This window comes from Bacillus sp. GW823-FHT06A11 (assembly GCF_058795355.1).
The window spans coordinates 82,314-98,658 of record NZ_JBXAHS010000005.1 but is presented as its reverse complement, the minus strand read 5'-3'; the positions used below and the strand labels follow the sequence as shown (position 1 = coordinate 98,658).

Below are 16,345 nucleotides of genomic sequence, written 5' to 3'. Positions count from 1 at the left end.
ATATGGCAGTACTTCAAGATATGATCATATCTCCAACAAATCTATACCGTACGGGAACACGCGAAATTAATACACATCAGGGTATAATCATATCTCCAACAACGCTATATCATGAGGGAATACGTGAAATCAATACACATCGTCAAGGGGATATTGTTAATCCAATCGATTTTTCACATACAGGCGTTAGGCAACTCCTAACACATCAAGGGGGTATTTTAAATCCCGATGATTGGATACGAACAGGTATTAGGCAAATCTCTATTCGTCGAGGCGTTATGCATAACTTATCTCAAAATAAGGGAGGAACTTCTGAAAAAGAAGTAATGAAACCGCCACGAAATGAACCACTAGAGTATGCGTGGAAGAAAATGAATATGTAAATCTTTTATACGATAGCGTGCCAAAGCAGGCTTTTTTATTTTGCTTTGAAATGTAAAAAGGGGGGGTGAAAGTTTGGAACGGATTCATGAGCTTGTAAAAACATTAAATGTACTGGATGTTATTAATAACACCCAATTTAAAGTTGCTTCCGTAATTAGTGGTGGATTGGGAACTATATTTAATTTTTTATATGGTAAATCTAATTTAATTTGGATTATCATTTTGGTATGGGTAGTTGTATTAGATTGGATAACTGGTAGTAAGGCTTCAAAATTAGATGGTACGTATTCATCACAATATGGAATTGAGGGCATTGCACGAACTGTAGTGCTTTTTTTATTACCTTCTTTAGCGCATTTATTTGATATTGCATTTAAACTACCAGAGTTTTTCTATTTTATGGTAACGGGTGGTTTGATTTATCATATTTTTAATAGCTTTACAGCCAATTGTGTACGGATTGGCTGGGATAGATGGATTCCTACTTGGTTGTTAGAAAGTGTATCTTCTGAAATTGAAGCGAAAATTAGAAGATCGGAATCTAGAAAAGAAAAAAATTAAATAAAGACAAATATAAATAATGATAGCAAAAGGAGCAGTCTCAATTGAGTTGCTCTTTTTGTTTATCGAGATTTTATTTCAGGTATTCAATAGGGAGCATGCGCAGCATTATTTGTGTGGATGCTTTTTCCTACACAAAAAAACAACGAACAGCGTGAAGACAGTACCAAGCTGTTATTCAAAAGAACCAGGAAGTTATTGAAGAATAGGCAAAAGCTTTTGGATCTATTTCTAAAGACGTAAAAGGAAGTAAACAAAAACTATTTGAAGGAGATGTTCAGTAATGGGACACATTGTAGATATTTCAAAATGGAATGGAAGTATTAATTGGGATGTAGCAGCAACACAATTAAACTTAGTAATTGCTAGGGTACAATATGGTTCAAATCTAGTAGATCATTTGTATAATGAACATGTAGCAAAATCAGAACAATACGGTATTCCACATGCTGCATATGCTTATGGATGTTTCGTATCAGTAGCAGATGCAATTGTGGAAGCTAAGGATTTCTTAGCAAGGGTAAATCCTAATGCTAAATTCCTTGTATTAGATGTGGAAGATGACACAGTAAAGTCAATGAAAAGCAAAGGTAACCTTAGTGATTTAGCTAAAGCATCACAAGCTTTTATTGATACATGTAAAGCTGCAGGTTGGAAAGTAGGATTTTATGTAGCACATCATATGTACGGTGACTATAATTTACAAAGTGTGCAAGCTGATTTTATTTGGTTACCACGATACGGAACAAATGACGGTAGTCCACAGAAGAAACCATCCTATACTTGTGACATTTGGCAATATACCGACAATGGTTATATTGATGGTATTGGGAAAGTGGATATTAATTTATTGCAAGGTGACAAAACCCTGGATTGGTTTACCGGAGAGAAACAATCAAAACAATCTGTTGCTAATGGCGGTTATCAATATGTTAAATCTGGTGGTTTTGGTATTTCATTGGTTCAAGAGGCTCTATATGCTATGAATGAGCGTGGAACTAAAGGACAAGTTATTTCTAATCCATTAACTGGTTTAGCATACTTGCAAACCGAAGTGTTACCAAATGGTGAGCTTGATAAGATTACAGCTTGGATGGACGAAAGAAACTGGTGGTACGAGTATTTGAAATAAAACAAAAGCCGTCCTGTTGGGCGGCTTTTTTTATTTCTATGTAAGTGAACTACCCGCCACTTAACGTCCTAACGGACTGTTTGAAGTGGGGTAGTTCAACTAGAATATCAGTTCATTAAATTAGAATCTTCTAAGCCAAATGAACATCAATTTGAACTAAAATATGCTGGATTTATGGAAATGAAAAAATAAAATATATAAGAGATTGGAAATACATTGAAATTAAAATAGATATCTTACCTTTTGGACTATTGATAAAGGAAAACTATGATGAATTTGTTCTACTTTACATGTTGGCATGCAGTATTATAAGTTAAAAGGCGATTCCGAATTCTGGTAATGAAAAATCGATCAGAAGCTTTCTTATATAATGTTTCAAAGTCCATTTCAATTGAAATGGACTTTATTATCTAAAGAAGTTTATTTGAATTCGGTTCTATTTGGTTAATAAAACATTTTTATTGAACAAAAAACTCAATTAAAGATTGAATTTTCTTAATAATTAGTCTGAATTTTATAAAAATGTTATATAATCCCATGGAATAAAATGTATGATATATTTGGATTGTAATATATAAAATTAAGAGGAGGAATTATAATGGGTAAATTCAGAAAAATAATGGGTGTTGCGTTAGTAAGTGGAATGGTAATTAGTGGATTGGGAGGGATTGGTACAACTCAAGCCAATGCCGATGAAATGAGAGCGCATTCATATATGAATGCGCTCCAAGCGGAACCGATTAAAAAAGGAATTGGTGGCCGTTCAATCTTAAATAGTACAGGCTCAGTTTTAACTACAAAAGTAACATTACCCGAAATCAAAAATAGTAATGGAACTCTTAAAGCGAAAGGTGGCGAACTTTATATTTATTCTGGTTTTTCTGGTCCGGTGGAATCAGATATTGGATTTTTGTATAGTGAAACATATAATGTTTGGAAACCTTATATGAAAGTAGGCGGCAATAAAGAACCCATTTATATTGAGGGGAAAGATGAGTTTACGAACTTGAATGGCTTTAAACCAGGAACTGAAGTTCAACTTACGATTTATAAGAACTTAAATGGCAACACTAGGGCAACCTACTGGGGAACAAACGGAAAAGGCTATACAGGAAGATTAATTTCTGAAATGAAGAATACTAATATTAGTAAAGTTAATAATTGGAAAGCATTATCTACAATTGCAGTAAAAGATGACAGTCAAACGAAAAATATTAAAGTAAATACCCAATATAGAGCTACGTTTAGTGATATTTTAATAGATAACAAACCTGTTAATCCTATTAGTAATGCTACTGAATTTGCAAAAATCTATACAAATAATAATAAAGTATCAATTGATATTATTGAGAAAAAGTAGTTATTAAATTATTAATTAGATATTTATCTACTATATGTTGAATTTAATCTATCCATACAAATTACACAGAAGTAAAGGCAAAACGTACTATGTCACTGCTAATCAAGCATATGTATATGTGAGATAAGAACAATAAAAGCAGAATCCTCGCAAGGTTCCGCTTTTATTGATTGTAATTAAATCCTATTACTTCGTATAAACCCTCATATGATTTTTTCTTCAATTAACTCCAACATCTATTTAATTTATCTTTATATGAAATTCTCTACAAAATGATACAACCATTGATAATGCATTCCTAAATCGAGGGTTATTTATTTTAATTATGCAAAATAAAATATTCCGAATAATCAATCTATTGTTTGGAAATATCAGAATTGAAGGTGGTATCCATATAGACGGAATATTCTGTTAGAATTAAATAGATATACATAATATGGGTGAGGGGATTTATCATTTTAGCCAAGAAAACTCCTTCCTCAAGGAGCGTGAGGGGTCACGGCCCAGTGAGTAGGTGGGAGATGAATTGGCTTTGAACAAGGGATGGCAGGGAGCTATCTTAATTGTTCGACATACATAAACCGTGACTTCACTATCTATCGAATATACGTTTGGTGTATAGTAGTCATATACCGAAATGGAGGTGAATCAAATGATGATTAATAAAGCCTATAAGTTTCGTATCTATCCAAATCAAGCACAAGCAATTCTAATCAACAAAACAATTGGTTGTTCGCGCTTTGTATTCAATCATTTCCTTTCCCTATGGGATCACGCATATAAAGAGACAGGAACAGGTTTGACATATGGTACATGTTCTGCCAAACTCCCTGCCATGAAGAAAGAGTTTGTTTGGCTAAAAGAAGTGGATAGTATTGCAATTCAGTCGTCTGTTCGCAACCTTGCGGATGCGTATACACGCTTTTTCAAAAAACAAAACAGTGCCCCACGCTTTAAATCTAAGAAGAACAACGTACAATCCTATACCACAAAACAAACAAATGAAAACATTGCTGTTATAGAAAACAAAATTAAATTGCCAAAACTAGGTCTTGTTCGATTTGCCAAAAGTCGTGAAGTAAAGGGACGTATTGTAAATGCTACAGTTAGACGTAACCCTTCTGGCAGATACTTGTAAATACCCAATATAGAGCTACATTTAGTGATATTTTAATAGATAACAAGCCAATTAATCCTATTAGTAATGCTACTGAATTTGTAAAGATCTATACAAATAATAATAAAGTATCAATTGATATCATTGAGAAAAAGTAGTTTTTAAATTAATAATTAGATATTAATAATCAGTGTATTTATTTTGTATATCAATTATGGAATATAATTAAAGTAATCCAATACTAAAAAATCAGATTGCAAAAGGACAAACCTAGGCAGAAACATGACGGAGGGTTGTCTTTTTGTTTAAGGAGAAAAAGTTATTGGAAAAACGTTATTTTTATCATCAATTTCATATCACTCTAAAGGAGGTTTTTCACACATTGTACTTTTTTCTATTATAGGAAAAGAATTGTATGTAAAGTGTAAGGCCTATGTTTTTATGTGCATGGAAAAGTTGTAGCTTCCAAGAAAACGAAACTACAACTTGTTATTTTTTTATGGGAGAGGTACTGGGTGAAGAAAAAGTATTTAGTAGATTTATTTTATTTTGAAATTAGTTTGAATGATAGGGATAATTTGCTAAATACACTATGTTGTTCATTACCTTCTTGATTCATACTTGCTTGATAAGTTGAAAATCCTTTATACGTTTTTCTTTTCCATTGCCACAAACCATTACTTTGACTGAATTCCCCAAAGTAATGATTGGAATCAAGTTTGTTTCCGGAGTTTTAATTGAAATTATTGCTAATAAAAATACAGTTATTGCTTGCATAGAGGTGGTTATTGGTAATTACGTTGTTGTGGGTATCGTAATTTAATTCGATTTGCCCAATCTCTTGATCTTTTGTGTCATTTTAAATAAATAATGTTATTTGTAATTGCATTATTTTCGGCATATCCCTGTTTACTGTCATATCCACCAATTGCAATTCCGCTCATTATATTATTGGATATTGTATTGTCCCTAACAGTAATTTGACTTGTACTTTCTCCCGCATGTTCGCTAGCTACTTCAATACCGAGATCATTTTCGTAGCTTTGATTTTGCTCAATGATAATTCCCTTCCCACCATCTACGTAAATACCATCTGTTGAATATTTATTATAACTAGTATTATTGAATAATGAATTGTAACGAACAATTCTATTCCGTGCTTGATTTAAAGCCGTTACTGGAGATACTCCTTCATGTCCAATCAGAACAATCCCTATGTTGTTATCATGTACTTTGTTATTGGTAACCTCAAAAGAATCTACATTCTCATTCACTACAATTGCTTCACTCATTCTTAATTTGAAATTTGTTACTTCGGTATCGTCTATGAAAATATGATTTAAATTATTTTGGGTATGAGATGAAGTACCATAGACAGCAATCCCGTTTGCGTTTCCATCTTTTACATTCGTTTCAATGTGATGGATATAATTATTTTTAATATCAATGTAATTTCCTGTGCCAGTGATATAAATATCAATAGGGGTTTCATTAACTTTTGTTGATTTTAAATTGCGAAATTCTAACCATTTTACCTGAATATAATTTTTATCTTCTATGGTAAATAATCCATTATCCTCTAACTTGACTTTAGAACCATTGAGAATTACCTTTTCATTCTGGTAATTTTGAAAAGTAATCGGTGCTTCTGAGGCTCCTGAATAAGTTACATGTATTTTTTGGTTATAAACTCTGCCTCTTATGTAGAGACGGTCCTTCCTTCTTTAGCGCCGTTTGTTGCTTATTCTTAATCCACTTAGAATTATTTTGTCTATTTTTGATATTGTGATATTACAATGAGTGCTATAAAATAAAAAATGTATAATAAATGGTAATAATATTTTATTCGCTTCATTTATAAAAAGGTCTGAAAAGTAAGCAAACCTTTTTATGTGTTTGACTCTTGGGTTGGATATTATATCATCTCAAATAAGATATATATAAATGTGTTTTTTGAAGGGTATCATGTAAGAAAGAGGCTTTATTTCATCAATTTAAAAAATGTGGGGTGGAGAGAATAAATGAATAGTGTAAATTTAGATTGTTTAATTAAAAAGAAACAAGTAGAGATAGAGGATAGAAGTTCAGTAAAAATAAACGAAAAACATAACAATTTAATTTCTCTCAATGATTTATTGAGTAAATCAGCATTCTTATCAAGTATAAGAAAGCCAATACATCAAAGGAAGTTTTCTTGGGGAATGTCATCTATTATTGAATATTTAGAAAATGTAATAGAAAGAGAAACATTGGTAGTAGTTAACGTTTTGAGATTAAATGATGATGAGGTCTTGATAATTGATGGTTTTCATAGATTAAGTACTTTAATAGGATGGGTAAATGATGATTATGGTGATGGTACTATATCAACAGAATATAATAAAGTAACAGAAGAGGATAAACAAAATGCTGAACAGTTTCGTTCATATATTAATGATAGGATTGGTACATATAAAGAAAAAAAGCATACAGAAAAAGTAAAGGCAATTAAAATACACTTAAAATATTTAGATAAATTGAATGAATTAGAATTAAGTCAAATATATAGTGAAATTAATCAAAAAGGTACTGTGATGGTTGAAGAAGTAAAAGAGAATGAAGTGTTTTTTGCATTTTTAGATATATTGGGATTCAAAGATTTGGTACATAATAATAGTAATAAAAATTTAATAGATTTATACTCTAAGATTATTGACGGAAGTGTAGAAAATGCCCTTTCAAAGGGACAGATAAATATTGATGAAAATGGAAATACTAAACCAAATTTAGATTACGCTTCAGTAAATACACTGGTTATTTCAGATAGTATATTATTATGGACTAATCATGATCACCCTTGGAGTTTTATGGATTTAATACTTGTAGTTAGAGAAATCTTATATAATAGTATGGAAGCTGGAATTCCATTAAGAGGTGCAATTGCGAAAGGGCCCCTTGTGACACAACAACATGACAAATCTAAAAGGGATATTTCAATCCATAGGTTTACAGTTGTAGGAAAAGCTTTAGTAGAAGCATATAAAAAAGAAGCTATTCAAGAATGGTCAGGCTGTCTAATAGATGAAGCGTGCATTAATGCAGCAAGTGATAATCTAGATATACTACTGAAGAAGAATATAATAATTAAGTATAAGGTACCTTATAAATTAGGAAATATAAAAGAAGAATACGTCTTAAACTGGGTTGGTGAAAAAATGTCTACTAAAACAGTTCGTGAGTCTTTTTCGAAATATAACAAAAATGTAAATAACTGGGCTGTCGAATCTAAAATAAAAAATACACTTGAATTTTTAACTCATGTTCAGGATTTACAGAAAACTATGAATTCAAAAAGTAATTTAGTATAGGGATAAAAAGTTACGTAAATTTATTGTCATTAAACAGGAGATTTAATTGAAGAATAGGGATCAAAATAGTTGGAATTCTGTGCCATAAGGTTTGGAATATCTTATTGAAAAAATAGATATAAAGGTTTTAAAAAAGAGAGTGAATTTTAACTATTTAAATTATCATATGCAATTTAACTTAAGTAGAAAGAGATATGTAAAACTGATAGTTTACCAGAAGTAAGAAGACATTTATATTTATTTTCAAATGAAGCAGTCTAACGTTAGTTTAACCCCTTTAGATATGATGTATCAAAAGGGGTGCTTTTCTACTTAATATTAATTTGATATTTATCTACAATGAAGAAAAATATCAAGATAAACATGAGGGAAATGTAAATACAATTAGGCTTAACAACTTTTAGTATGAAAAATGTGTATAAATAAATTGTTTTTACCTGTAAACAATTGTTATTACATCTTTTTTTCTATGATTAACGTAGCTATTACCAATCATAATAAATGCATCAAAAATACTATAGTCTAAATTAGTTTGTTTATAAAGTAATTTACATACATTTTCGAAAGTAGGGTTTTTCGGTAAATAACATATATCTAAATGTCTTTTAGTAATTAGACTTTGAGAATTTTGTAGTATCAATTTTATATTATTGTATTCTACATTTGCATCGAGTTCATAATTATCTATTAACAATATAGTTTTGTCATGTCGTGAAGTTAGCAGAGAATATATATTTAGTGTCTCTAAATAGTCACTTTTTAAACTATCTAAAATATTATATTCGCTATTTAGAAAGAGAGCAGGTAAAGAGCGAAAATCTTCTGCTATTATATATGAACTTTGCTTAGTGGGGATACATGAGAATAACGCATTCAAAAAAGGTTTTTTATTCAATGTAGCACTACATAAAATTAAAATATGATTTTGATTAGAGATTAGATTTCTTAGTTGTTCTATAGTAGTAGATGGTATATTATTTATTTTTTGATATTCATCCATTGTATGTGTTTTTTCGAGTTTAAAAATGTCTATAGATGGTGTTAAGCATGCTTGAGAAATTACTTCTAAAAATGACATATCCTCAATTGTTAAATATCTAAAAAATTCATTGGATGATCTTGAATTTGCTTTAAGGTACATGGAAATTTTTTGGAAGTCATAATAATTTTTGTTTTCAATCCTTAAAAATTCATCAGGTTCGGCTCTAATAAATAGTTGTTCAGGCTGAATTGAAATTTCGTTTATTTTCAAATTCATTAAATAAGCAATAAGTCCAAACCCTTTTCCGTACCATATGAATCTATTAATCAATGCATTCAAATCTGTTTCAGGTCGGAATTTTCTTTTGATTTTAATGAAGTATTCTTTTATTGAAGAGGAATTAAGTATATCTACATGTTTTTTTAAAGACTTGAAATCTTGAAATTCTATATTAAAATTAGACAAAATGTTCTCTTCATTTAGGTTTGCTTTTTCTTCTATTTCTATTAGTTTAAGTTCAAGTATATCTTCTATATATTCATCTAAATATTCTTTGTAATCATTTATATAAGCGATAACGTCTTTTTTAGATATTTTTTTGTGCTCTCTGTAATCCACTACATCTTTATTCTTAAATAGTGAATTTGCTACAGTTGAATCAAAAAATTCCATGGCAATTTTATTAGCAATAGCATTTAAAATTACATCGTCTAATTCCTTGGTTAGACATTTGAAATTCTCTTTGAGGGAATTAATAATTTTTTTTTTAATATTTGTATTGAATTGTAATTTATTTTCGTTTTCAAAATTAAATTGTATTTTAGTAGCAAAAGATGTGAAATCAATATTTGTATCTATAGTTATAAACTCTTTTAATTTAGTTATATCAGTAGCAATAAAATATTCTATAAAATTTGATATACATTTATTACACAAATTGCAGTTGGTTTTGTTACAAGAAATATTTTTTTTCTTTATAGTATTCATTAATTTTTCTTTTAATTGTTTATCTTTAGTTAGAATGAACTTAATTAATAGATGAGCTATATATTTAATTTTTTCTTTTTGGATTTCATAACTATATAATTTACTATCTAGTTTATTGAAGAATTCTAAGTTTGGCCTTTCAGTATTTGTACAAAATCTTAATTTTATATCAGAGTATGACTGCTGATAAAAATTATATATCGTTTTTGCAATTTCCATTGAGTATGGACCCAAATCTCCTTTATAAAATTTTACCTCAATGGATTCTTTTGAACCATCCTCGTGAAATATTCTTATATCGGCGCCGCACTCTATTCCCACGCTTGAAGTTTCTTTCTTTAAATTTAATAGTTCAAGTACAGCAATGTGGATTTGTTGATAGTAACCTCCAATTGCTCCTGAAACGTCAGTTTTCAAAATAACAGCACTCCTTTTCTACATAAACTGAATAATTTGGTTGTTAATATGATAACATAATTATATAAAGATATACTTATGTATAAGTTTCTATAAGGAAAGGTCACATTGCTATAAAATATGATTTCCTAATATAACTTATATTAATTAAGAAATAAAGAGCAGCTTTTTATAATTAAATTGATGAAGATTTATAGAAAAAATACTCAAAAATTGTTAAAGCAGGATAAAAAATTATATTTTATTTGGAGAGGAATTGATTGTGAGAAGAAAAGAGGTCAGTTAAAAAAGTTCTATTTCTATGCTTTAAGATGTATCTATTTGGATTAATTATTTTGTAAAGTTAAGATTATAAGCGATAGTGTGTAAAAAACATCCATATGATTTCGGAAATTAAAGGATTATATAAAAGAGTTTTACTAGTAAGATTAACTTAGGGAGATTTGAACAATGGATTTATACTGTGAACGAGTCTTTTTTAATTATAAAAGACAAGCATATGAGGTAGTCTTTGATTTTAATAAAATGTCAGATTTAAAAGAACTAGCTTGGTTTCTAAATATAGAGATCTTAAAAGAATCATCTAAAACATTACTAATCCTTAATGATGTTAAAGTAGAAAGTTATCAGGGACCAAAAGCTGGATGTTGGTATAACATACCAATTTGTTTTTTTAGTGATTTTAACATAGTAAATGAAGATGATGAAAATAGATTAATTAGGTTCAATTTAACAATGCGTGACAATCAAAAACTAAACTTCCGAAAATTTAGAGTGATAGATAAATATCTATATAACGACCATTTATACAATAAACATGAGAAAACTATTGATTTTAAGAATTCTAAGCTTTATAGAGATATGAAGGAAATAGAAGACATCCCAAAATTGAAATTAATTGTTAGGGATGTTGGGTGTGGTAATTGGAATGAAGTCGTTGGAGATAGATTTCGTCTTATTTATGATCTTGGTGGAGATATAAAATTTAGTAATAAAGAGATGGAGAATATATTTACTAGAGTAAATTTAACAGGACCTTATTATGCTGTTATTAGTCATTGGGATTTGGACCATTATAGAGCGGTTTTAGATTTAGATGATGCTCAACTAGCATTAATGAAAAATATAGTTGTACCTTCTAAGATGCCTAATACCCTTCAGTTAAATAAGGCGTTACATCGTTTGCAATCATTTGGGATAACTATTGATATCATTACACCTGCATTTAAAAGTGGAAGAGGTCGAGGAGTTGAATTAATTTTTCGGGGAGGAGTAAATAACTTTAAATTCTTTCGTTCAAGTGACGGTGCGAATATCAATCAAAGCGGTATAGTACTTACCATTGAGGGTATTAAAAAAGTTGCGGTATTAACTGGAGATCACCATTACACACAAATTTATAACGGTGTATTAAGTAGAAAATTTTTAAAACCTTATGAGTTTGTTGTTCCTCATCATGGTGGAAATGCAGGTAATTTTGATTTAAATATTTGGAACAGTATACCTTTTGCATCAGGTGTGTTATCTACAAAGTCACTTCGATACAAAAATTTACCCCAAGGTAAAATACACAATTTTTTTATAACAAAAAAATCATTTCATTGTACAGAATGTAAAGCGTCTGATTATGTAACGACACTATAGGTAATTTAATAAGGGGTTCTATCAATAGGAAGTGATGATAGATTACTACTATTCGTCACTAACCCATTTCAAAATGAATTAATATATTTAGCGCTTGCACGCTTCCATCTTTATAGTGAAAATCTTGATTATACGAAACGTTAGAAAAGTATATCCAGGTGTTGAAGAAAAATCCATATTAATCACTTTACTGAGGATAGTTGAGTTTATATAATTCTTATTAATTGTATAAAATAAAAAAAGGATATAAAATTATATTGTTATACATCTAAAAATAATGGGTAATATCTATTTGTATATTTAATTAAGGGACTAATTATAAATATATGGAGAGAATGAGTACAGGTTAAAAATAAAATAACTAATTAAACAATAGCATTTGAAGCGCTGATTTTTGTAACATCTATGATTTTTTAATTAGAAATTGTACTTAATGATGGAAGATATTGAAGTAATTAAGAGAAAGGGGAATTTAAATGTATCAAGTTGAATTGATGCCTTTTTCATTGGATAGGAGTATAGAAAAATACTGCGCTACAATAAAGAAAGGTATTACAAGGTACACAATTTTATTTGAAATTTTGGTAGAGGATAAAACCATTGAAATAACGAGTCCTGATAATGATTTTTGGCAGGATATAGATTCTAATTCAATAGATGAATTAAAAAAAACTTTGTATCAACAAGCGAGATTACATAGTATATATGATAACAATCCAAATGCTAGTAATTCGGAATGTGCGGTACTATTAGAAAAACCACCTTTGGCATAAAAGTGAACCGCCATTAATGTGATATCAAAAAACACATTCTTAATCTGCATATTACATGTAAATTAAGAATGTGTTTTTTAGTTTAAAGAAAAGTGAATATCTATTCTGAAGAAAAAAACTAAGAGTAAGTGAATTTAATAAGAAAATTTACTATGGCTAAATTGTTATGGAGATATCATGGTTGGAAAAATGAAATTAATTTAAAATTAAGAGGAATTGCTATCATACAGTTGACATTTATTAACTTTAACAGCTGTTGGTAAATCATAGCCTACTTGAATTTTCGTATCGAAAGAGTATAAGAAAGCAAGCATTTAAAAATTAATTGAGAAGTACAGTAATCGCAGGTGGTTTTTGACAAAAAAGTATACATTATGAAACTGAAAATTTAATATATTATTTTATAAAAAGATGAGTGGTTCAATTAAAGGTACTATCTTATTCTTTAAAATATGATTAAATTTGATTGTATTTAATTTACAATAAGAAAACTATAACATTAATGATGGAAAGTTTTCTTAATAATTCTAGAATTAATATAGAATGGAGTTTTAAGATGAGGTTGGTATATTTTTGGATCAGTAATGTATTCAATACTAATGATATTGAATTCAATTTGGGAGCAAATTATCAATTTAGCTTTGAAGATGAAATAAATACATTAAGAGCTGAAAAAAATGAATCGTTTGTAGATAATTTTTATCATTTACCTATACTAGAAAATAATATTGATATCAATGTAAACGCAATTGTTGGTGAAAATGGAACAGGAAAAACATCTATCATAGAGGCATTGAGAGATGTGCTCCATGGTAATTATAAGTATAAATTTTTATATGTCATTTCTAAGAATAATAAATTTGAATATTGTTCAAATAATGAAGGAGTAATTGTTAAGGGAATAAATATGCAATATAGGGGGAAAAGAGCAAGGGGTATAAAAAGAATACTTTATTCTAACGTATTCGATACTGGGGCATTGAATAAAAAAGTTTTAAATACACATAGCTATCAGGATGTTACTACTAATTCTTTAATAAGATTTAATGGTAGTGTTAATTGGTACTTATCAAAGGAGCTTTCTAGTCAAATAAACTTTTGTTTAAAATTTCAAGAGAGCTCGTTAACTGAATCTTTAAAAATACCTAAAAATATCAAATTAAAATTAACTAGTGACAAGAATACAAGCGATATATTTCCTAATAACCTTGCGGAGTATATACAAAAAATTAGCTCACGTGCTTTTACAAACAAGATTTTTTCTGCCTTTGTGGAATCGGATGTATATACTGAAAAAATTAAGGGGAATAAAATAAAAAATGATTTTTACTTTTTTTATTTAAAACAAGTAATTTACTATTACTTTTGTGAAATCGATGGATTTATTTACAAAAAATTTCCTAGATCAAAGTTCTATTTGTTATTAGGTGGTTTTTACTCGAGATACTATAGAGCGCTAGAGTCCTTTATCGATATGTTAAAAAAGGCTAATGGTAATCCATCAATTGAACGGTTAAATAAATTTTTACACAGAGCTTTATCTGGGAATAAAAGTGAACATGAAATTAGCCTAGATAAAAAAGAATTTCTAAAATTTTTAAATTCATTAAATGAAGAAATTACTAGTTTATTAAATTTAATAAACGAAGACTTTATAATACCAATCAACGGAAGTTCGGGAAAGGCAGAGCTTGCTAATCTGTCCCCAGAAGTAGTTGCTATCTTTCAAAAGTGGACGAATTATACTTTAGGTAGTTTAGTGTGGACAGAATTAAGTAGTGGAGAGTATGCAATGTTAAGTATGTTTTCTAGAATTTATGCTGCAAAGAATCAATTGATTGTAAATAAAGAAGATGCAATGACAATGATTTTAATTGATGAAGGAGAACTATACTATCATCCACAATGGCAAAAAGACTGGTTATATATGTTGTTAAAAGGGTTAAACGTAATTTTTGAAGATCAGAAGAATGAGGAAATTCAAATTTTATTAACAACTCATTCACCTTTTATTTTGTCAGATATTCCTAATGATCGAGTGTTATTTTTAAAGAAAAGCAGGGATGGTGAACATACAATCATTGAAAACTATTTATTGGAAAGTCCTTTAACATGGGGAGCGAATATACATAGTCTGTATGCAAATTCATTTTTTTTATACGATGGATTAATGGGGAGTTTTGCAAAAGAAAAAATTAATCATTTAATTCATGAGTTGATTCATATAGAACCTGAAGAACTTCGTAATTATAGTGGGGTTATTCGTAATAAGATTGATTTAATTGGAGAGCCAATCATAAAAAATAAATTAATTGAACTCTATCAACAAAAAATATCATTACTAAAACCAGAAACAAAGTTAATTTATGAAGAAATGAAGTCTTTAAAAGAGCGTTTAAATCAATTAGAACAGTTAGCAAAGAAGAGTGGTGAGATGTAATGATTCAATTATCAGTTCCTATGGAGGCTAGAGAGAAACATTGGGTTTATATATCTAAGGATACTGTAAAACGTGTATCTTTATTATCCAGGCTTTATAAGCGCTTAAACAATTTAAAAGACGACGTGTGTCGATGTAAGGAATATTTTGCTGAAATTAATTTAAATACTAAAAATACCTGTCCTTGTTCAATTAATTTAAGTTTACGTAATCAGTATCGAGAAGTTTTTAAATTTGTCATTCAAAATTTATATGAGATTGTAACTGGGAATGTTAATGTATTAAAAAAACTTTTGAATGAATTTTATACTGTAACGTATGAAATTCGTAGAAATAACATGATGTATATTTTAATTGAAGAATTGAAAAAACTATTTATTAGTACATATACATCTTTTAGTAATGGTGTAATAATTCAGGGTAATGGAGAATCTTCTTCTGTTTGGGGGGCATATGAATATGTAAAACTATTAGAAAGTACTGTTTGTCCATATTGCAATGCACAATTCACATTAATTATAGAAAATAATGTAGGGGAAAAAGGAAAAACACGTCCGGATTTAGATCATTTTTTACCGAAGCATATACATCCTTTATTCGCCATTTCTCTATATAATTTGGTTCCTTCATGTAAAATATGTAACTCAAGTCTTAAGGGACAGCAGGAAACATCATTTGAAAAGAACTTTAATCCGTATGAAGATAATATAGAGGATTGTTTTAGATTTTCACGTAATTTTATTGAAACAAAAAAAGAAGACGCAGTACCTAATTATATTCAAGGTATTTTAGGAGAAAGTGAAAATTATGATTTGAAAATTCAACCTGTTTATAACAGTATAAATAAAAAAGAAAAAAAAGTTATCGCAAATAAAGTGGATGGAAATGTAAAGTTATTTCATTTAGAGAAGGTATACAAATACCATAAACTACATATTCAAAAAATGATATTAAATGCTCGTATATACAATTTAGTATATCAACAACAGTTAAAGAATAATTTCCCAGATGTTTTTAGTTCCGAAGATCAAGTATTATCACTAATACAGTACAATTCAGAGGAAATGAAATACACAATATTAAGTAAGGTTTTTACAGATATCAGTAGATTTGAACTATCACTAAATAATGATTAAAAAACAATAATTATTTAAGGGTATTTAATAATGATTAAATTTAGTAAAATAGTAATTGTATAGAA

10 protein-coding genes and 3 pseudogenes are annotated in these 16,345 nt (G+C 28.9%); 11 read left to right on the top strand and 2 right to left on the bottom strand.

The window, feature by feature from the left end; translation table 11 throughout:
- The first annotated feature begins 2 nt into the window (after positions 1–2).
- The 6 genes and pseudogenes from AC1Q8L_RS22635 to AC1Q8L_RS22610 all read left to right on the top strand — a co-directional run.
- Positions 3–383 carry a hypothetical protein gene (locus AC1Q8L_RS22635; protein WP_000279750.1) on the top strand — a complete coding sequence of 127 codons (381 nt, stop codon included), beginning with the start codon at positions 3–5 and terminating at the stop codon, positions 381–383.
- 73 nt (positions 384–456) lie between these two features.
- Complete coding sequence (locus AC1Q8L_RS22630; RefSeq protein ID WP_025117883.1) at positions 457–945, top strand: phage holin family protein; 489 nt, start codon at positions 457–459, stop codon at positions 943–945.
- Between the two features lie 114 nt (positions 946–1,059).
- Positions 1,060–1,229, top strand: a pseudogene (locus AC1Q8L_RS22625) (BhlA/UviB family holin-like peptide).
- Complete coding sequence (locus tag AC1Q8L_RS22620) at positions 1,229–2,077, top strand: GH25 family lysozyme (RefSeq protein ID WP_098312198.1); 849 nt, start codon at positions 1,229–1,231, stop codon at positions 2,075–2,077. The pseudogene AC1Q8L_RS22625 and the gene AC1Q8L_RS22620 overlap by 1 nt, the downstream one beginning before the upstream one ends.
- Before the next feature lie 598 nt (positions 2,078–2,675).
- The gene (locus tag AC1Q8L_RS22615) at positions 2,676–3,437 is read left to right on the top strand and encodes a YrpD family protein (RefSeq protein ID WP_098312188.1); all 762 of its coding nucleotides are present in this window, start codon (positions 2,676–2,678) and stop codon (positions 3,435–3,437) included.
- A gap of 652 nt (positions 3,438–4,089) precedes the next feature.
- Positions 4,090–4,569 (top strand): annotated as a pseudogene (locus AC1Q8L_RS22610) (RNA-guided endonuclease TnpB family protein); the annotation flags it as partial.
- 529 nt (positions 4,570–5,098) lie between these two features.
- Here AC1Q8L_RS22610 and AC1Q8L_RS22605 read toward each other — a convergent pair.
- Positions 5,099–6,295, bottom strand: a pseudogene (locus AC1Q8L_RS22605) (right-handed parallel beta-helix repeat-containing protein); the annotation flags it as partial.
- Positions 6,296–6,575: 280 nt separating this feature from the next.
- On the opposite strand from AC1Q8L_RS22605, the gene AC1Q8L_RS22600 reads away from it, so the two are divergent.
- The gene (locus AC1Q8L_RS22600; protein ID WP_098312187.1) at positions 6,576–7,901 is read left to right on the top strand and encodes a DUF262 domain-containing protein; all 1,326 of its coding nucleotides are present in this window, start codon (positions 6,576–6,578) and stop codon (positions 7,899–7,901) included.
- Positions 7,902–8,334: 433 nt separating this feature from the next.
- Here AC1Q8L_RS22600 and AC1Q8L_RS22595 read toward each other — a convergent pair whose 3' ends face one another.
- Positions 8,335–10,287, bottom strand: a complete 1,953-nt coding sequence (locus AC1Q8L_RS22595; RefSeq protein WP_492339495.1) for a hypothetical protein — start codon at positions 10,285–10,287, stop codon at positions 8,335–8,337.
- A gap of 450 nt (positions 10,288–10,737) precedes the next feature.
- Between AC1Q8L_RS22595 and AC1Q8L_RS22590 the strand changes: the two genes are divergently transcribed.
- The 4 genes from AC1Q8L_RS22590 to AC1Q8L_RS22575 all read left to right on the top strand — a co-directional run bounded on the left by AC1Q8L_RS22590 (position 10,738) and on the right by AC1Q8L_RS22575 (position 16,280).
- Positions 10,738–11,931: a ComEC/Rec2 family competence protein gene (locus AC1Q8L_RS22590; protein ID WP_098312185.1), complete on the top strand. Its 1,194-nt coding sequence runs from the start codon at positions 10,738–10,740 to the stop codon at positions 11,929–11,931.
- A 476-nt stretch (positions 11,932–12,407) separates the two neighbouring features.
- The gene (locus tag AC1Q8L_RS22585) at positions 12,408–12,704 is read left to right on the top strand and encodes a hypothetical protein (protein ID WP_098312184.1); all 297 of its coding nucleotides are present in this window, start codon (positions 12,408–12,410) and stop codon (positions 12,702–12,704) included.
- Between the two features lie 556 nt (positions 12,705–13,260).
- Positions 13,261–15,144 (top strand): AAA family ATPase, encoded by a 1,884-nt coding sequence (locus AC1Q8L_RS22580; RefSeq protein ID WP_179879490.1) that lies wholly within the window; start codon positions 13,261–13,263, stop codon positions 15,142–15,144.
- Complete coding sequence (locus tag AC1Q8L_RS22575) at positions 15,144–16,280, top strand: hypothetical protein (protein ID WP_098312182.1); 1,137 nt, start codon at positions 15,144–15,146, stop codon at positions 16,278–16,280. Before AC1Q8L_RS22580 ends, AC1Q8L_RS22575 begins: the two co-directional genes overlap by 1 nt.
- Positions 16,281–16,345: the final 65 nt, after the last annotated feature.